Source organism: Pseudomonas sp. Eth.TT006 (assembly GCF_054456575.1).
The window spans coordinates 245,660-262,736 of sequence record NZ_JBTJEN010000009.1; the positions used below are offsets into that span (position 1 = coordinate 245,660).

General features: G+C 61.3%; 17 protein-coding genes. 9 read left to right on the forward strand and 8 right to left on the reverse strand.

What is annotated here, in order from left to right:
• Window position 1 precedes the first annotated feature (1 nt).
• The 4 genes from ACXR0M_RS16785 to ACXR0M_RS16800 all read right to left on the reverse strand — a co-directional run bounded on the left by ACXR0M_RS16785 (window position 2) and on the right by ACXR0M_RS16800 (window position 4,891).
• Window positions 2-1,195 (reverse strand): acetyl-CoA C-acyltransferase, encoded by a 1,194-nt coding sequence (locus ACXR0M_RS16785; protein ID WP_458832918.1) that lies wholly within the window; start codon window positions 1,193-1,195, stop codon window positions 2-4.
• A 12-nt stretch (window positions 1,196-1,207) separates the two neighbouring features.
• Window positions 1,208-1,969, reverse strand: a complete 762-nt coding sequence (locus ACXR0M_RS16790) for an SDR family NAD(P)-dependent oxidoreductase (protein WP_458832919.1) — start codon at window positions 1,967-1,969, stop codon at window positions 1,208-1,210.
• A gap of 15 nt (window positions 1,970-1,984) precedes the next feature.
• Window positions 1,985-3,649: an AMP-binding protein gene (locus ACXR0M_RS16795; protein WP_458832920.1), complete on the reverse strand. Its 1,665-nt coding sequence runs from the start codon at window positions 3,647-3,649 to the stop codon at window positions 1,985-1,987.
• Between the two features lie 225 nt (window positions 3,650-3,874).
• Complete coding sequence (locus ACXR0M_RS16800) at window positions 3,875-4,891, reverse strand: AraC family transcriptional regulator (RefSeq protein WP_458832921.1); 1,017 nt, start codon at window positions 4,889-4,891, stop codon at window positions 3,875-3,877.
• A gap of 290 nt (window positions 4,892-5,181) precedes the next feature.
• On the opposite strand from ACXR0M_RS16800, the gene efeU reads away from it, so the two are divergent.
• The 5 genes from efeU (at window position 5,182) to ACXR0M_RS16825 (ending at window position 9,640) form a co-directional block, all read left to right on the forward strand.
• Window positions 5,182-6,033 (forward strand): iron uptake transporter permease EfeU, encoded by an 852-nt coding sequence (efeU, locus tag ACXR0M_RS16805; RefSeq protein ID WP_458832922.1) that lies wholly within the window; start codon window positions 5,182-5,184, stop codon window positions 6,031-6,033.
• A gap of 8 nt (window positions 6,034-6,041) precedes the next feature.
• Window positions 6,042-7,241, forward strand: a complete 1,200-nt coding sequence (gene efeO, locus ACXR0M_RS16810; protein WP_458832923.1) for an iron uptake system protein EfeO — start codon at window positions 6,042-6,044, stop codon at window positions 7,239-7,241.
• 17 nt (window positions 7,242-7,258) lie between these two features.
• Window positions 7,259-8,557, forward strand: coding sequence for an iron uptake transporter deferrochelatase/peroxidase subunit (gene efeB, locus ACXR0M_RS16815; RefSeq protein WP_458832924.1), 1,299 nt, complete (start codon window positions 7,259-7,261; stop codon window positions 8,555-8,557).
• 25 nt (window positions 8,558-8,582) lie between these two features.
• Entirely contained in the window at window positions 8,583-9,407 is an 825-nt protein-coding gene (gene efeO / locus ACXR0M_RS16820) for an iron uptake system protein EfeO (RefSeq protein ID WP_458832925.1), read from the forward strand.
• Between the two features lie 104 nt (window positions 9,408-9,511).
• The gene (locus tag ACXR0M_RS16825) at window positions 9,512-9,640 is read left to right on the forward strand and encodes a hypothetical protein (protein WP_458832981.1); all 129 of its coding nucleotides are present in this window, start codon (window positions 9,512-9,514) and stop codon (window positions 9,638-9,640) included.
• Window positions 9,641-10,031: 391 nt separating this feature from the next.
• On the opposite strand, the gene pssA is transcribed toward ACXR0M_RS16825, so the two are convergent.
• A complete protein-coding gene (gene pssA, locus ACXR0M_RS16830) occupies window positions 10,032-11,375 on the reverse strand; it encodes a CDP-diacylglycerol--serine O-phosphatidyltransferase (RefSeq protein WP_458832926.1) in 1,344 nt (447 codons plus the stop codon).
• Window positions 11,376-11,580: 205 nt separating this feature from the next.
• On the opposite strand from pssA, the gene ACXR0M_RS16835 reads away from it, so the two are divergent.
• The 3 genes from ACXR0M_RS16835 to ACXR0M_RS16845 all read left to right on the forward strand — a co-directional run bounded on the left by ACXR0M_RS16835 (window position 11,581) and on the right by ACXR0M_RS16845 (window position 13,721).
• On the forward strand, window positions 11,581-12,144 hold the full coding sequence (locus tag ACXR0M_RS16835) for a TetR/AcrR family transcriptional regulator (RefSeq protein ID WP_458832927.1): 564 nt from the start codon (window positions 11,581-11,583) through the stop codon (window positions 12,142-12,144).
• Window positions 12,145-12,199: 55 nt separating this feature from the next.
• On the forward strand, window positions 12,200-12,679 hold the full coding sequence (locus ACXR0M_RS16840) for a nuclear transport factor 2 family protein (protein ID WP_458832928.1): 480 nt from the start codon (window positions 12,200-12,202) through the stop codon (window positions 12,677-12,679).
• 262 nt (window positions 12,680-12,941) lie between these two features.
• On the forward strand, window positions 12,942-13,721 hold the full coding sequence (locus ACXR0M_RS16845) for a TSUP family transporter (RefSeq protein ID WP_458832929.1): 780 nt from the start codon (window positions 12,942-12,944) through the stop codon (window positions 13,719-13,721).
• Here ACXR0M_RS16845 and nudC read toward each other — a convergent pair.
• From nudC to ACXR0M_RS16860, 3 genes are all read right to left on the reverse strand, one after another.
• Window positions 13,689-14,519: an NAD(+) diphosphatase gene (gene nudC, locus ACXR0M_RS16850; RefSeq protein WP_458832930.1), complete on the reverse strand. Its 831-nt coding sequence runs from the start codon at window positions 14,517-14,519 to the stop codon at window positions 13,689-13,691. The genes ACXR0M_RS16845 and nudC overlap by 33 nt on opposite strands.
• A gap of 6 nt (window positions 14,520-14,525) precedes the next feature.
• On the reverse strand, window positions 14,526-15,338 hold the full coding sequence (locus tag ACXR0M_RS16855) for a crotonase/enoyl-CoA hydratase family protein (RefSeq protein WP_458832931.1): 813 nt from the start codon (window positions 15,336-15,338) through the stop codon (window positions 14,526-14,528).
• Between the two features lie 220 nt (window positions 15,339-15,558).
• A complete protein-coding gene (locus tag ACXR0M_RS16860) occupies window positions 15,559-16,329 on the reverse strand; it encodes a class I SAM-dependent methyltransferase (protein WP_458832932.1) in 771 nt (256 codons plus the stop codon).
• Between the two features lie 175 nt (window positions 16,330-16,504).
• Between ACXR0M_RS16860 and ACXR0M_RS16865 the strand changes: the two genes are divergently transcribed.
• The gene (locus ACXR0M_RS16865; RefSeq protein WP_458832933.1) at window positions 16,505-17,038 is read left to right on the forward strand and encodes a tetratricopeptide repeat protein; all 534 of its coding nucleotides are present in this window, start codon (window positions 16,505-16,507) and stop codon (window positions 17,036-17,038) included.
• Window positions 17,039-17,077 lie beyond the last annotated feature (39 nt).

Below are 17,077 nucleotides of genomic sequence, written 5' to 3' on the forward strand. Positions count from 1 at the left end.
ACTAATAGAGGCATTCCACAGCCATCGCCGTGGCTTCACCGCCGCCAATGCAGATCGCCGCGATCCCGCGTTTCAAGCCTTTCTGGCGCAGGGCCGAAAGCAAGGTCACCAGAATCCGCGCGCCCGAGGCGCCGATCGGATGGCCCAGCGCGCAGGCGCCGCCATGCACGTTGAGCTTGTCGTGGGGGATGTCCAGATGCTTCATGGCCGCCATCGCCACCACGGCGAATGCTTCGTTGATCTCGAACAGATCCACATCACCGAGCGACCAGCCAGTTTTCTTCAGCAGCTTGTTGATCGCACCAATCGGCGCCACCGGGAACAGACCCGGTGTGTCGGCAAACGCCGCATGCCCGTGAATCACCGCCAGTGGTTTCAGACCAAGTTTCTGTGCCTGCGACTTGCGCATCAGCACCAATGCTGCCGCGCCATCGGAGATCGAGCTGGAGTTGGCCGCCGTCACCGTGCCGCCGTCGCGGAACGCCGGTTTCAACGAGGCGACCTTGTCCAGTTTGGCTTTCGGCGGCTGTTCGTCGTTGCTGATCAGCACCTGCTCTTTGCCAACAGTCACGCTCAGCGGGACAATTTCGGCCTTGAAGCTGCCGTCCTTGATTGCCTGCTGCGCGCGGGTGGTCGAGGCGATGGCGAACGCGTCTTGCGCTTCGCGGCTGAAGCCGTTGGTTTCGGCGCAATCTTCGGCAAAGGTGCCCATCAGGCGGCCCTTGTCGTAGGCGTCTTCGAGGCCGTCGAGGAACATCGAGTCGAGCACCCGGCCATGGCCCATGCGGTAACCGGCGCGGGCGCGGTCCAGCAGGTACGGCGAATTGGACATGCTTTCCATGCCGCCGGCGATCACCACCTCGGCGCTGCCGGCCAGCAGCATGTCGTGGGCGAGAATGGTGGTTTCCATGCCCGAGCCGCACATCTTGTTGACCGTGGTGCAACGGGTGGATTTATCCAGACCGGCACCCAATGCCGCTTGCCGCGCTGGCGCCTGGCCAAGGCCGGCGGGCAGTACGCAACCGAACAACACTTCGTCGACCGCGTCGCTGGCAACGCCTGCGCGTTCCACTGCTGCCTTGATCGCGGCGGCGCCGAGTTGCGGCGCGGTGAGGCTTTTCAGTTCGCCCTGAAAGCCGCCCATTGGCGTGCGTACGGCGCTGACGATAACAATCGGATCGTTGGCAATACTCATGACAAATCCTCCTTACTTGGCGGCCATGCGCAAGGCGCCGTCGAGACGGATCACCTCACCGTTGAGCATGCTGTTTTCGATGATATGCCGAACCAGCGCGGCATATTCGGCGGGTTTGCCCAGACGCGGCGGGAACGGCACGCCGGCGGCCAGCGACTCGCGGACCTCCGGGGTCATACCGGCCATCATTGGCGTTTCGAAGATGCCCGGAGCAATGGTCATCACCCGGATGCCGAAGCGCGCCAGTTCACGGGCGGCCGGCAGGGTCAGGCTGGCGATCGCGCCTTTCGAGGCGGAATACGCGGCCTGGCCAATCTGGCCGTCGAACGCTGCCACCGAGGCGGTGTTGATGATCACCCCACGTTCGCCATCACCGTTCGCCTCGGCTTCGGCAATCGCTGCAGCAGCCAGACGCAGCATGTTGAAGCTGCCGATCAGGTTGACGTTGATCACCTGGGCAAAACTGGACAGCGCATGCGGACCGTTCTTGCCGAGGATCTTCTCGCCGCGCACGATGCCGGCGCAGTTGACCAGACCGTTGAGGCTGCCAAAAGCGTTGACCGTGGCTTGTACGGCGGCCTCGGCGGCGGTTTCGTTGCTGATGTCGGCGACCACGCTCTGCGCGCCGAGGCGCTGCGCCTGGGCGGCGACGGCTTCGGCGTTCATGTCCACCAGCATCACTTTGGCGCCGGCGCTGACCAACAATTCAGCGGTGGCCGCACCCAGGCCGGAGGCGCCGCCGGTGACGATAAAAACCTTGTTCTCGATCTGCATGACTGACTTCCTGATTCAAGCTGAAACGTTGTGCGCCGCGGCCTCTTGAGCCTTGGCGATTTCCTGGTTGCGCAAGATAAAGCGCTGCAATTTGCCGCTTGGGGTTTTCGGCAATTCGCTGACAAATTCGATTTCCCGCGGGTACGAATGCGCGGCCAGACGCTTGCGCACGTGCTGGCGCAATTCTTCGGCCAGCGCCGGCTCGGCGCGGTATTGCGGGTTGAGCACGACGAAGGCCTTGACCAGCTCGGTGCGCTCCGGATCGGGCTTGCCGACCACCGCCGCCTCGACCACCGCCGGGTGCTCGATCAGCGCGCTTTCGACGTCGAACGGGCCGACGCGATAGCCCGAGGTGGTGATCACGTCATCGCTGCGGCCGACGAAGCTGATGCTGCCGTCCGGGTTCCACTCCACGGTGTCGCCGCTCAGGTAATAGTTGCCGACGAAGGCTTTGGTCGGCCCGCCCTGGTAACCGCCGAACCAGCACATCGGCGACTGCGTGCGGTCGATGGCGAGAATCCCCGGCTGGCCGACGCCGAGTTCGTTGTACTGCTCGTCGAGCACTACGATGCGATGGCCGGGCGAGGCGAAACCGGCGGCACCCAGATGAATCGGGTGCTCAAGGCCGTGGTGGTTGCAGAGGACCATGCCCAGTTCGGTCTGGCCGTAATGGTCGTGAATGACCACGCCGAGGTTGTCGGCGAACCAGCGAATCACTTCCGGGTTCAGCGGCTCGCCGGCGCTGCTGACGATGCGCAGCTTGCCCTTGATCGACCTGGCGAATTCGTTGCCGCCGGCAATCAACAGGCGATACGTGGTCGGCGAGCCTGTCAGGTTGGTGATGCCGTACTTGTTGATCACCCGGCAGGTGCTTTCGAGGGTGAACGGGCCATCGTAGAAGGTGATCGGATGCCCCATGGCCATCGGCCCGGTGACGCCGAAATAGATGCCGTAGGCCCAGCCCGGATCGGCGACGTTCCAGAACGCGTCTTCGGGGCGCAGATCCACCGCGTCGCGGGTGTAGCTCTGAAAGGCGACGATGGCCTTGAGCGGCACCGCCAGCGCTTTCGACGGGCCGGTGGTGCCCGAAGTGAACATCAGCAGGAACGGGTCTTCGCCGCTCAGCAGAACCGGTTCACATACGCTGGAATGGTTGGCCAGTTCGGCCCAGAAACTGAAATCGCCACGGACAATGCCCTGGCCTTTGGCGCCGCCGACGGTGACCACGGTCGGGCAGTCGGCGACTTCGGCGAGTTTCGGCCGGTTGGTGGCATCGCTGACCACCACTTTCGCGCCGGAACTGTTCAGGCGATGTTCGATGGCCTTGGGGCCGAACGCGGTGAACAGCGGTTGATACACCGCGCCGATGCGCCAGGTGGCGAACACGGTGATCAGCAATTCGATGTTGCGCGGCAGCAGCCCGGCGACTCTGTCGCCCTTCTGTACGCCTTGGGCGAGCAGGAAATTGGCGAAACGCGCGGCTTTGTCCTGCAGCTCACTGAAGGTGTACGTCGCACTGGCGCCGTCGCGACCCTCCCAGAACAGCGCGATACGCCCCGGCAAGGCGTGACGGTCGCAGCATTCGACACAGGCGTTGAGCGCCTGCAGCGTGCCGCTCAGCGCAGCGTCGACGGTGTGCTGATAGTTGAACTGTTCGGTGGCGGACAAGTAATCGCGCATTGCCAGAATCCCTCGGTGTTTTTATTAGGCTGGGAACCGTAAACAACAGGGGGATAGTCGCGCTGCGGTGGGGTTGGGGCAATGGTCAAAGCTGTCAATCTGGCTGATTGGTTTGGCCAAGGTTCAAGTTTTTTGCTGCGTGGGCTGACCTCTTCGCGAGCAAGCCCGCTCCCACAGGGGGATGCATTTCAATGTGGGAGCGGGCTTGCTCGCGAAGAGGCCCATTCAGACAACCTCGTTGAGGATCAGGGTGCGATAGTGGCCCGGATTCGATCCCGACCACTTGCGAAACGCCTTGTAGAACGAACTCGCGTCAGCAAATCCCAACCGCGTGGCGATCTCGACGAAGCTGATCGACGGCTCGGCCAGCCAGGTGATCGCCAGTTCCTTGCGCACGCTGTCCTTGAGGCCTTGATAGGTCTGGCCTTCTTCCGACAAGCGCCGGCGCAGGGTCGAGGCGGACATGCACAACTGCTGCGCCAAGGCCTCGGTTTCCGGCCACTGTTCGGCATGTAACTGCCGCAGGTCGTGCTTGATGCGGCTGGCCAGGCTTTGCGGGTCGCGATATTTCACCAGAATGTTTGCCGGCGCATGGGCGAGAAAGCGCTTCAGTTCTTCGGCGCTGCGCTTGATCGGCAGGTCGAGGCAGTCGGCGGCGAAGATCATCCGCGTGCGTGGGCGCCCGAAACGCAGGTTTTCCGAGAACATCACCCGGTAGTCGTCGCAGAAATCCGGCTCGGCGCAACGCAGTTCGATCGCCAGAATCGGAATCCGCCGCCCGGCCAGCCAGCAGGCCACGCCGTGGACAATCATCCAGTAGGTGAAATAGGTGAAGGCGCGGCGCGGCTCGGGGTCGTCTTCGAGCAGGACGATTTCCGCAAGACTCTGCTGATGCAGCAGTTGCGCGGGCATTTTTTCCAGCATCAGCGAAAGGAAATTCAGGCCGATGTTCAAGCCGGCAGCCAGGGTCGGCTGGGCCATGGCGCTACGACACAGGAATTCGAGACTGCCGGATTTGAGCTGACGCGGGTCCATGCCGAAGAACTCGTCGTCACCGCGCCGGGCCAGCAAACGCCAGAGTTTCGCGTATTGCGCGGCGGGCACCCGGCCGACCGCGCTGTGCAGCAACGCCGGATCGATGCCGACCTTGTTCAAGACCTCTGCCGTGGCCACGCCCGGGGCACAACTTTGCAGCAGCGCTTCACGCACCAGCTGAATGGCGATGGTGTCTTTTTCCGACATGGAGCGAGGCAGACCTTGTTGTTTTTCGATGACGGGCATCTTAACGCAGGACTCGAACTCAGCACGAATTCCCCGTGGGAGCGGGCTTGCTCGCGAAGGCGATGTGTCAGCAACATCCTTATCGACTGACACGCCGCCTTCGCGAGCAAGCCCGCTCCCACTGGGATCTGTGTGAAGCAAACATTTGGGTTGTTCAGCTTGCGTTCAGGTTTATGTCAATGATTGTCATGTGAGAATGGTTGTCATTATGTTACAACTTGTAACTCTTTCATGACCCAGTGGTTGCCGCAATGCTCGTTCCCTTTCTGATCATGCTGCGTGAAGGCATTGAAGCCGCGCTGATCGTTGGCATCATCGCCAGTTACCTGCAACAGACCGGCCGTGGCCAATGGATGCCGGCGGTGTGGATTGGTGTGTTTCTCGCCGCCGCGCTGGCGTTGCTGGTCGGTGGTGGTCTGGAGCTGGTCAGCGCCGAATTCCCGCAGAAGCAGCAAGAGCTGTTCGAAGGCGTGGTCGGGCTGGTGGCCGTGGGCATCCTCAGTTCGATGGTGTTCTGGATGCGCAAGGTCGCGCGTTCGATCAAGCATTCGCTGCAGGCCTCGCTGGATCACGCCCTGACTTCTTCAAGGCACCAGGTGATCGCGCTGATCGCCATGGTGTTTTTCGCCGTGGCCCGCGAAGGTCTGGAAACCGTGTTTTTCCTGCTCGCGGTGTTCCAGCAGAGCGAAGGTCCGGGCGCACCGATCGGTGCCCTGCTCGGTCTGGTGCTGGCGATCGTCGTCGGCTTCCTGATCTACAGCGGCAGCATGCGCCTGAACCTGTCGGCGTTCTTCAAGTGGACCGGGCTGTTCATCCTCGTGGTCGCCGCCGGGATCCTCGCCAACTCGGTGCAGGCCCTGCATGAAGCGGGCGTGTGGAATCACCTGCAAACCGTGCTGTTCGATTTCAGCGCGACGCTGCCGATGGACGGCCCATTGGGCTCGGTGCTAGCCGGCATGTTCGGTTATCAGGATGCGCCGACCATCAGCACCCTCGGCGCCTATCTGATTTATCTGCTGGTGGCGCTGCTGATGTTCTTCCTGCCCGCGCCGGCCGCCAGCGCCCGGCCAGATGGCCAATCGTCTTCCGTTTCCAGCCAATAAGGGCATCCATGTCAAAGCCTAATACCCCTCAGGCCGCCCCTCCCCGCGCCTTGCGCTGGGCGGTGGCCGGCTCGGTGGTCGTGATGATCGCCGCCGGCGGCCTGTTCTACTACGCCTCGAAAATGGCTGCGGCCAAGCGTCAGCACAACCATGACGAAGTAGTGGTCAACATCAATGCCCACAGCTGCGATCCGAACGAGCTGACGGTGCCGGCCGGGCGCGCCAGTTTCCGCATCGTCAACCGCTCCGACCGCGCGGTGGAATGGGAAATTCTCGACGGCGTACTAGTAATCGAAGAACGCGAGAACATCGCCCCGGGCCTGAGCCAGGTGATCAACGCCAACCTGCAACCCGGCGATTACGCGATCACTTGCGGCCTGCTGAGCAACCCGCGCGGCGTGCTGCACGTCACCCCGACTGCGGCCTCGGATGCTGCCGCCAAAGCCAAGCCGTCGATGGTCGCCTTCGTCGGGCCGCTCTCGGAATTTCGCGTGTATCTGGCCAGCCAGAGCAGCGCGTTGATCAAGACTGTGACCGCACTGAATCAAGCGATTGCCAGCGGCGACCTGACCCAGGCGCAAGCGCTGTACCTGCCGGCGCGTGCCGCTTACCAACGTCTGGCCCCGGCGGCGCAACGTCTGGCTGAGCTGGACAACAGCATCAATGCCCGCGCCGATTATTTCGAAAAGCGTGAGCAGGATCCGGCCTTCGTCGGTTTCCACCGCATTGAATATGCACTGTTCCAGCAACGCAGCCTCGATGGCTTGAACCCGGTTGCCGAACACCTGTTGGCCGACGTCACCACGCTCAAACAGCAACTGCTGGCGCAGACCCTGCCGCCGGAGCAACTGGTCAGCATCGTGGTGCGCAACCTCAACACCCTCGCGGACGTGCGCGCCGCCAGCGGTGAAGAAGAACGCTACAGCCACACCGACCTCAACGGTTTCGCCGGCAACCTGCAAACCGCGCACAAGGTCGTCGAGTTGCTGCGACCGATGCTGACGAAATCGGCACCGGATCTGCTGCCGCACATCGATACCGCGCTGAACGATTTCGACAACGTACTGAACAGCTTCAAGGTCAAGGACGGCTACGCCACGTATGACTCGCTCAGTGCTGAACAACGTAAACAGATCGCCGACCAGGCCAAGGCGCTCGCCGCCGCCCTGGATGGCATCGATCCCGCCCTCGGCCTTTCGGGCCTGTAAGCAGAAGACGAATACCGATGAAAGAACTGCAAAACCTCGATCTGCAACGTCGCCGCCTGCTGATGGGTATGGGTGTCGCTGGCGTTGCTTTGGCCGGCTCGGCCCTGAGCTGCCCGGCGATGGCCGCGGCCCCGGCGCAGGTCACCGAAGCACCGAGCAGCGACAAGACCGAAGACCGCCACGACTTCCACGGCCTGCACCAGACCGGCATCGTCACGCCGCGTCCGGCCTCGGGCATGTTGGTGGCGTTCGACGTGCTGGCCAGTGATCGCGAAGACCTTGAGCGGCTGTTCCGCACGCTCAACGAGCGCATCGCCTTTCTGATGAAGGGCGGCCCGGTGGCGCAGGTCGATCCGAAACTGCCGCCGCCGGACTCAGGCATCCTCGGCCCGGTGGTGACCCCGGACAATCTGACTATTACCGTCTCGGTCGGCGAGTCGCTGTTCGATGAGCGCTTTGGTCTGGCCGCCGCCAAACCCAAGCGCCTGCAACGCATGATCGGTTTCCCCAACGATGCGCTGGAGGCCGATTGCTGCCACGGCGACCTGAGCCTGCAGTTCTGCTCGAACACCGCCGACACCAACATTCACGCCCTGCGCGACATCGTCAAGAACCTGCCGGACCTGCTGCTGGTGCGCTGGAAACAGGAAGGCAGCGTGCCGCCACAAGCTCCGGCCAAACCGGGTGTACCGGCGCAATCCGCGCGCAACTTCCTCGGTTTCCGTGACGGCTCGGCCAACCCCGATTCCAACGACGCCAAGGCCATGGACAAGATTGTCTGGGTGCAACCGGGCAGCGATGAGCCGGCCTGGGCGGCGCACGGCAGTTATCAGGCGGTGCGGATCATCCGCAACTTCGTCGAGCGCTGGGACCGAACGCCGTTGCAGGAACAGGAAAGCATCATCGGCCGGGTCAAGACCAGCGGCGCACCGATGGGCGCGCAGCACGAAACCGAGGTGCCGGATTACAGCAAGGACCCGGAAGGCAAGCTGACCAAGCTCGACGCGCACATCCGCCTCGCCAACCCGCGCACCGCGGCGAGTCAGGCCAACCTGATCCTGCGCCGGCCGTTCAACTACTCCAACGGGGTCAACAAGAACGGCCAGCTCGACATGGGTCTGCTGTTCATCTGCTACCAGGCGGACCTGGAAAAAGGCTTTATCACCGTGCAGACCCGGCTCAACGGCGAGCCGCTCGAGGAATACCTCAAGCCGGTCGGCGGCGGGTACTTCTTCACCCTGCCGGGTGTCAGCGGCGACAAGGATTTCATCGGTCGCTCGCTGCTCAACGCCACTCAACCCAAAACAACTGCCTGACCATAAAAAACCTCGGAGCCGCTTCATGAAAAAGTCGCCACTCGCGTTATTGCTGACCCTCGGATTGCTCAACACCCCGCTGTCGGCGTTCGCCGCGACCGCGCCGCTGGATCTGGTCGGGCCGGTCTCGGACTACAAGATCTACGTCACCGAGCAACTGGATGAGCTGGGCAGCCACACCCGACAATTCACCGATGCAGTGAAAAAAGGTGACCTGGCCACCGCGCAAAAGCTCTACGCCCCGACCCGGGTCTACTACGAGTCGATCGAGCCGATTGCCGAGCTGTTCAGTGACCTCGATGCGTCTATCGACTCGCGCGTCGACGACCACGAAAAAGGCGTGAAAGCCGAAGACTTCACCGGTTTTCACCGCATCGAATACTCGCTGTTCTCGGAGAAAAGCACCGAAGGCCTGAATGCCCTGGCGGACAAACTGAACAGCGATGTGAAAGACCTGCAGACCCGCGTCGCCGGCCTGACCTTCCCGCCGGAAAAAGTCGTCGGCGGCGCCGCCGCGTTGCTGGAAGAAGTCGCCGCCACCAAGATCTCCGGCGAAGAAGACCGCTATAGCCACACCGACCTGTACGACTTCCAGGGCAATATCGACGGCGCGAAGAAAATCGTCGACCTGTTCCGTCCGCAGATCGAGAAACAGGACAAGGCGTTCGTTGCCAAAGTCGACAAGAACTTCGCCACCGTCGACAAGATCCTCGCCAAGTACAAGACCAAGGACGGTGGTTTCGAGACGTATGACAAGGTGAAGGATAACGACCGCAAGGCGCTGGTCGGGCCGGTCAATACCCTGGCGGAGGATTTGTCCACGTTGCGTGGGAAATTGGGGCTGAACTGAGACTTGCAGTGTCAGAGCTGTCCCCTTCGCGAGCAAGCCCGCTCCCACAGGTTCTGTGCCATTCACAATATGTGTGAACGACCGGAATCACTGTGGGAGCGGGCTTGCTCGCGAAAGCATTTTCAGCCGCACCGCATGATTTGAAGGCTCACAAAATCCGGTACAGCAACCGCTCGATCCGCACCCGGCTCACCCGCTTCAAAAACTTCGCCACCGCCGCCGATTGGGGCTGAACTGAAACTTGCAGTGTCAGAGCTGCCCCCTTCGCGAGCAAGCCCGCTCCCACAGGTTCTGTGCCGTACACAATATGTGTGAACGACCGGAATCACTGTGGGAGCGGGCTTGCTCGCGAAGGCATTTTCAGCCGCACTGCATGATTTGAAGGGTTACAAAATCCGGTACAGCAACCGCTCGATCCGTACCCGACTCACCCGCTTCAAAAACTTCGCCACCGCCGCCGATTGGGGCTGAACTGAAACTTGCAGTGTCAGAGCTGCCCCCTTCGCGAGCAAGCCCGCTCCCACAGGTTCTGTGCCGTTCACAATATGTGCGAACGACCGGAATCACTGTGGGAGCGGGCTTGCTCGCGAAGGCATTTTCAGCCGCACGGCATGATTTGAAGGGTTACAAAATCCGGTACAGCAACCGCTCGATCCGCACCCGGCTCACCCGCTTCAAAAACTTCGCCACCGCCGCCGGGTACTCCGGCAGGGTTTGCAGGTTCTGGAAACTGGCAATCCGCGTGGTGTTGCGGAAAATCGCCTCCTGCTCCTGCGCGCGCGGCTGCAGCCACTCGCCTTGCGGGTCGTCGATCAGCAGCGCGTTTTCCAGATCCAGGCGGAACGCCCGGGGATTGAGGTTGTTGCCGGTCAGCAGGGTATAGCGCTGGTCGATCCACATGCCCTTGAGGTGATAGCTGTTGTCGCCGTCACGCCACAGGCGCAGGTTCAACTGGCCGCTGTCGATGTTGCGCTGATGCCGCTTGGCGAAGCGCCGCAGGCTGATTTCGTACAGGTACGGCAGTGCCGCAATCACCTTGAACGGCTCGCTCGGCGGAATGTAGAAATCATTGGCGGTCTTGTCGCCGACCACGATGTCGATCTTCACCCCACGGGCCAGCGCACGGTTGACCTCGCGGATGATCGGCAATGGCAGGTTGAAGTACGGCGTGCAGATGGTGAGTTGCTGTTGCGCGCTGGCGATCAGCTCGACAATCACTCGGTTCAGCGGGTTGTTCTTGCCCACGCCGAGCAGCGGACTCACCGACAGCCCGGTGTGCGCGGTGCTGCCGGCACTGGTGTCGTACGCCGCATATTTGAGCCGGCTGCGCAGGTCGCCGATGTCGTTGCGCAGGCTGCGGGTGCTTGGCAGGTTCGGCAGGTCGAGACGGTGCACGGCCTTGGATTCGATCAGGCCATGCTTGACCAGATGGTGCATCGAATCCGCCAGTTCAGGGCTGTGCAGCAGGTGATAGCGGTCGAAACGGTACTTGTCGAACTTGTGCAGGTACACGTTGTTCAGGCTCGCACCGCTATAAACCACGCAATCGTCGATCACAAAGCCTTTCAAGTGCAGCACGCCGAACAGCTCGCGGGTCTGCACCGGCACGCCATAGACCGGCACCTCGCTCTGATGCGTGCGGGTCATTTCCTGGTACCACGCGGCGTTGCCCGGCTGCTTGCCGGCGCCGATCAGCCCGCGCTGGGCGCGCAGCCAGTCGACCACCACGACGATTTCCAGCTCGGGACGCTTGAGCTTGGCAGCGTGCAAGGCATCAAGGATTTCCTGACCGGCCTCGTCATGCTGCAAATACAGCGCAACGATGTAGATGCGTCGGCTCGCCTCGGCGATTTTCTCCAGCAGGCAACGACGGAACTCGGCGGCGCCGGACAGCACGGTCAGGGCCTCGGCAGTCAGCGGAAAGCTGCGCAGTTTGGGCAGCAGAGAGCGTTTGAAAAGCAACGGCATAGGGCTCGCAATGGGTCGAATCCAAGGACCCGAGAGCTTACACCATCGCATCCTTCGGGTCTTGTTACTGTCTGTAATGACGCTATCGCGAGCCTGCTCGCTTCCACAGTGGAGCGCATTTCAACTGTGGGAGCGGGCTTGCTCGCGAAGGCGATTTAAAAATCAACGCTTGACCAAGAAGAACGACCGTTCTACTGTACGCCACATGAACGAAATCACTAGCAATGAAACCCGCGACATCATTCTCGATGTCACCGAAAAACTGATCTACAAAAGTGGCATCGCTGCCACCGGCATGGATCTTCTGGTGAAGACCGCCGGCGTCTCGAGAAAAAGTATTTACCGCTACTTCGCCAGCAAGGAGGCATTGACCGTTGCTGCCCTGCAGCGCCGCGATGTGCGCTGGATGCAGTGGTACCGCAGCGCGGTGGATCAGGCCGAAACCCCGGCTGATCGCCTGCTCAACCTGTTTACCGTGCTCAAGAGCTGGTTCGCCTCGGAAGGCTTCCGCGGCTGCGCGTTTATCAATACCAGTGGCGAAACCGGCGATCCTGAAGATCCGGTGCGTCTGGTCGCCAAAGACCACAAACAGAAACTGCTCGACTACCTGTGCGAGCTGTGTACCGAACATGGCGCCGAAGATCCGCAACGTCTAGCCAGACAATTGCTGATCCTGATAGACGGCGCCATTACCGTAGCGCTTGTGATGGGTGATCACAGTGCCGCTGATAATGCGCAATGCATGGCGCGTAAGTTATTGGACCTGTAACGCCTTAAATAAGCCTGACCGTTGTTTAATCGTTAATTAGATCGGGAGACTGAAAATGTCGACTGCTGCCCAAGTGCGTCCACCGCTACCGCCGTTCAACCATGAATCGGCCATTGAAAAAGTCCGTCTCGCTGAAGACGGCTGGAACTCCCGCGATCCGGAAAAGGTGTCGCTGGCCTATACCCTCGACACCCAATGGCGCAACCGCGCCGAGTTCGCCCATAACCGCGAAGAGGCCAAAGCCTTCCTGACCCGTAAATGGGCCAAAGAACTGGACTACCGCTTGATCAAGGAACTCTGGGCCTACTCCGATACCCGCATTGCCGTGCGCTACGCCTATGAGTGGCGCGACGATTCGGGTAACTGGTTCCGTTCCTACGGCAATGAAAACTGGGAGTTCGATGAGCACGGCCTGATGTTCCAGCGCTATGCCTGCATCAACGACATGCCGATCAAGGAAAGCGAACGCAAGTTCCACTGGCCGCTGGGCCGGCGCCCGGATGATCATCCGGGACTGTCGGAACTCGGTCTGTAACTTTAAACCCCTTTGAAAATGCGGAATATGTGATCCAAATGTCCCTGTAGGAGCTGCCGCAGGCTGCGATCTTTTGATCTTGTCTTTTAAAAACAAAATCAAAAGATCGCAGCCTGCGGCAGCTCCTACAGGGTTAATGCATTTCAACTGTGGGAGCGGGCTTGCTCGCGAAGGCGTCCGACGGGTCGCCGCAACACCCGGAAATGAGTAACATGGCGGCCCTCCCCCGCAGCTTCTGCGCCACGCCGAATAAGCCGATTCCATGCCTTTCGAACTCAGCGTTGACCTCACCACCCTGGCCATTCTGGCCTTTGTCGCTTTCATTGCCGGTTTCATCGACGCCATCGCGGGCGGTGGCGGTCTGTTGACCACGCCGGCGCTGCTCACCGCCGGCCTGCCGCCACATCTGGTGCTGGGCACCAACAAGCTGAGTTCGACCTTCGGCTCGGCCACCGCCAGTTTCACCTTTTACCGGCGCAAGCTGTTTCATCCCAAACAGTGGATGCACGCCATCGTCGGCACGCTGGTCGGCGCGCTGACCGGCGCCATCGTCGCCCACTATCTGCCGGCAGAATGGCTGAACAAGATGCTGCCGGTGATCGTCTTCGCCTGCGGCCTGTACCTGTTGTTCGGCGGCACACCGAAGGCACCGCTGGACAGCGATGCACCGATCAAGAAAAAGTGGCAATCGACCCAAGGCTTCAGCCTCGGTTTCTACGACGGCGTGGCCGGTCCGGGCACGGGGGCGTTCTGGACCGTCAGCAGCCTGCTGCTCTACCCGATCGACCTGGTCAAGGCCAGTGGCGTGGCGCGCAGCATGAACTTCGTCAGCAACATTGCGGCGCTGTCGGTGTTCGTGTTTTCCGGGCAAGTGGACTGGATCATCGGCCTGAGCATGGGCCTGTCGGTGATGGTCGGCGCGTTCTTCGGGGCGCGCACCGCGATCAGCGGCGGCGCCAAGTTCATTCGTCCGGTATTCATCACTGTGGTGCTGGGGCTGACCGTGCGGCTAGCCTGGCAACACTGGTTCAGCGTGGCCTAAACGGCGCGCCACGTAGACGTCGATCAGGTAACGGGCAATCGATTTGGACGCCGGCAACGGCGGCAAATCGTGCACGTTGAACCATTGGGCGTCTTCGATCTCGTCTTCCTGACAGATGATCTCGCCACCGGCGTATTCGGCATGGAAGCCGAGCATCATCGAATGCGGGAACGGCCAGCACTGGCTGCCCATGTACTGGATGTTCTTCACTTCGAGGCTGACTTCCTCGCGCACTTCGCGAATCAGGCAGTCCTCCGCCGACTCGCCCGGCTCGGCGAACCCCGCCAGCGTGCTGTAGACCCCGGTGACAAAGCGCGGCGAGCGCGCCAGCAGAATCTCGTCGCCGCGGGTGATCAGTACGATCATGCTCGGGGAAATGCGCGGATAACTGCGCAGGTCGCACGGCTGGCAATACATCGCCCGCTCACGCGGTATCTGCGTCATTGCTTGCCCGCAGTTGCCGCAGAAACGATGCTCGCGCGCCCAGGTGCCGATCTGCGCGGCATAACCCAGCACTTTATAGACGGTGTGATCACCTTCGAGCATGAACGCTCGCAGGCCCTTCCAGTTGCAGCCCGGCACTTCGCTGGAATGGTGCAGTTCCAGGAGAAACACCGGCTCGCCATCGAGATGGCCGATGCCATGTTCGGCGAGGACCGACAGGTCCTGACGCTTGAGCCATTCGCGCGGGAACAGCGCGCCGTTGTCATCGAACAGAAAGCCTTCGGGGCTGCGCGCCACGGCCCAGCCGCCGGGTTGATCGGTGTCCAGTACTGCAGTGGTCCAGCGAGCTGTCATGGTTTCTCAATCCAGAAATTCGGGTTTCTGTTTACTCATATGGGCGGCCATGGCCACGCGCAAGTCAGTGGATTGCAACATGGCGGCGTTCCAGGTGGCAACGTATTCGAGACCGTCGTCGATGCGATGGTCGCGCATGTAGCTGATCATTTCCTTGGTGCCGGTGACCGCAATCGGCGACTTGCTGGCGATATCGCGGGCAATCTCCATCACGCCTTCGAGCAGCAGGTCCTTGTCGGCGTAAACCCGATTGACCAGACCGATGCTGCGCGCCTCCTCGGCGCCAAAGGTGCGACCGGTGTACGCCAGTTCACGCAGCATGCCGTCGCCGATGATTCGTGGCAACCGTTGCAAGGTGCCCACGTCGGCAGCCATGCCGATGTCGATTTCCTTGATCGAGAATTGCGCGTCTTCGGCGGCATAGCGCATGTCGCAGGCAGCGATCAGATCGATCGCGCCGCCCAGGCAGTAGCCCTGAATCGCCGCCAGCACCGGTTTGCGGCAGTTGTCGACGGCATTGAACGAGGCTTGCAGGGTGAGAATCTTGCGCCGCAACAGGCGCGCATTACGGCCAACGTCCTTGCCCAGTTCATTGGCGACGCCGGCCAGCATCATCAGGTCGATGCCGGAGGAAAAGTGTTTGCCGTTGCCGCTGAGCACTACCGCCCGCACTTCGTCGGTGTCATCGATCCACTGGAAAATCTCGACGATCTCGCTCCAGAACGCGGCGTTCATCGAGTTGATCTTTTCCGGACGATTGATCTGCACATGGGCGATGTTATCGGCCAGTTCGACGCTGAAGGCGGTGTATTGAGACATGGCAGTGATCCTTTACCGGGCAGAAAATGAGGCCCGAACTATAACAAGGCATCACGACGGCGGTTCGGCCAAATGCGAGACTGGCGCAAGAAATTGGAGGTCAGTACGGGCCTCTTCGCGAGCAAGCCCGCTCCCACAGGTCTTGTGTCGATCACAAACTATGTGAGCACTCTGTTTCCCTGTGGGAGCGGGCTTGCTCGCGAAAAAGATCGACGCCGATCTAACCGCCCTTCACCGCCACATACGCCGCCGTCTCATAAGGCACCGTAACCACATGCCTCCCACGCAACGCCGGTTCCGAGGCGATCAGCGCGCGGATCTGCTCATCGACCTTGTCGCGCTGCGCCTGGGGCAAGGCGGCGATGAAACTGGTGGAGCGCACGCGGTTGAAAATCACGTCTTCCGGCGAGCCGGTGTGGCCATGGTGAAACTGCTGCAACTGCAGCGCCCCGAACGCCGGATGCGGAAATGCCTCGCGCCATTGGCCGGTGTAATAACGCGGTGTATCGCCCTCCAGCGCATTGACGATGGCGTCGAGTTTCGGCACCCAGCTGACCTGCGTGTCGCGCAGGTTCCAGATCAAGCCGAGCTTGCCACCGGGCTTGAGTACCCGGGCGATTTCGTCCAGCGTATGAGTGGTAGCGAACCAGTGAAACGCCTGGGCGCAGACCACCACATCCACCGACGAGTCGGGCAACGGCAGATCGCTCGCGGTGCCGCTGACGGCCAGCACTTGCGGCCAGGCGGCAGACAACTTTTCCAGCATCTGCGCCACCGGCTCGACCGCGATCACCTGCGCGTCAGTCGACACCAGGCGCCCGGTGAACTTGCCAGTGCCGGCACCCAGATCGATCACCGTTTTGTGACTGTCCAGGCCCAGGGTTTGCGTCAGCCACTGGCTGACCTGCGGCGGATAGTCGGGGCGGCCTTTGACGTAGGTATCGGCGGCGGTCTTGTAGCCGGCAGTGGAATGATGGAGCTGATCGTTCATGGCAGTTCCTCGTGTATCAGCGCGGCGGCATGGCCGGGCGCTGGATGGACGGCAGGCGTTGCCGAGGATAACCCCGCGATTTGCGCCTACCTTGAACAGAGCCTGACAAAGCAATGAATAAAATCCGCTGCCCGAGTGTTCGATAGCAAACATGACCCACTGTGGAGCCTTGCCCATGACTATCCGTTCCGTTATGTTCGCCGCCCCGTTGCTGCTGGTGAGCGCACTGTCTGCGTCGCTGGCGTTTGCCAGCGGTGACGAAAGCGCACCGGTACAGAAACCCAACTGCCCGAAAGGCCAGGTCTGGGATACCAAATCGCGCAAATGCGTGCTGCAGACCAGCAGCGCCGTGCCGGATGCCGATCGCACCGACTACGCCTACCGACTGGCCAAGGACGGTCGATACGAAGAAGCCCTGGCCCTGCTCGACACCTTGCAACAACCGAACACCGCCAAGGCGCTCAACTATCGCGGTTACGCCACGCGCAAACTGGGGCGCACCGACGAAGGCATCGGCTATTACCTGCAATCGGTGAAACTCGATCCGCAGTACGCACAAGTGCGTGAATACCTCGGCGAGGCCTATGTGATCAAAGGCCGCGTCGACCTGGCGCAGCAACAGTTGCAACAGATCCAGTCGATTTGTGGCACGTCCTGCGAGGAATATCAGGACCTGGCAGAAGCCATCAACGATTCATCGAAAACCTGAAACGGATAAGGGAACGCCATCATCGTCAGCGATCAGGCA

Excerpts from the sequence above, each read along its gene's own strand:
- ACXR0M_RS16800 (WP_458832921.1), bottom strand. The coding sequence starts at position 4,891 with ATGTCGGAAAAAGACACCATCGCCATTCAGCTGGTGCGTGAAGCGCTG.
- ACXR0M_RS16855 (WP_458832931.1), bottom strand. The coding sequence starts at position 15,338 with ATGTCTCAATACACCGCCTTCAGCGTCGAACTGGCCGATAACATCGCC.
- efeO (WP_458832925.1), top strand. The coding sequence starts at position 8,583 with ATGAAAAAGTCGCCACTCGCGTTATTGCTGACCCTCGGATTGCTCAAC.
- ACXR0M_RS16790 (WP_458832919.1), bottom strand. The coding sequence starts at position 1,969 with ATGCAGATCGAGAACAAGGTTTTTATCGTCACCGGCGGCGCCTCCGGC.
- ACXR0M_RS16845 (WP_458832929.1), top strand. The coding sequence starts at position 12,942 with ATGCCTTTCGAACTCAGCGTTGACCTCACCACCCTGGCCATTCTGGCC.
- ACXR0M_RS16785 (WP_458832918.1), bottom strand. The coding sequence starts at position 1,195 with ATGAGTATTGCCAACGATCCGATTGTTATCGTCAGCGCCGTACGCACG.
- ACXR0M_RS16865 (WP_458832933.1), top strand. The coding sequence starts at position 16,505 with ATGACTATCCGTTCCGTTATGTTCGCCGCCCCGTTGCTGCTGGTGAGC.
- nudC (WP_458832930.1), bottom strand. The coding sequence starts at position 14,519 with ATGACAGCTCGCTGGACCACTGCAGTACTGGACACCGATCAACCCGGC.
- ACXR0M_RS16860 (WP_458832932.1), bottom strand. The coding sequence starts at position 16,329 with ATGAACGATCAGCTCCATCATTCCACTGCCGGCTACAAGACCGCCGCC.
- ACXR0M_RS16835 (WP_458832927.1), top strand. The coding sequence starts at position 11,581 with ATGAACGAAATCACTAGCAATGAAACCCGCGACATCATTCTCGATGTC.
- ACXR0M_RS16840 (WP_458832928.1), top strand. The coding sequence starts at position 12,200 with ATGTCGACTGCTGCCCAAGTGCGTCCACCGCTACCGCCGTTCAACCAT.
- ACXR0M_RS16795 (WP_458832920.1), bottom strand. The coding sequence starts at position 3,649 with ATGCGCGATTACTTGTCCGCCACCGAACAGTTCAACTATCAGCACACC.
- efeU (WP_458832922.1), top strand. The coding sequence starts at position 5,182 with ATGCTCGTTCCCTTTCTGATCATGCTGCGTGAAGGCATTGAAGCCGCG.
- efeB (WP_458832924.1), top strand. The coding sequence starts at position 7,259 with ATGAAAGAACTGCAAAACCTCGATCTGCAACGTCGCCGCCTGCTGATG.
- efeO (WP_458832923.1), top strand. The coding sequence starts at position 6,042 with ATGTCAAAGCCTAATACCCCTCAGGCCGCCCCTCCCCGCGCCTTGCGC.
- pssA (WP_458832926.1), bottom strand. The coding sequence starts at position 11,375 with ATGCCGTTGCTTTTCAAACGCTCTCTGCTGCCCAAACTGCGCAGCTTT.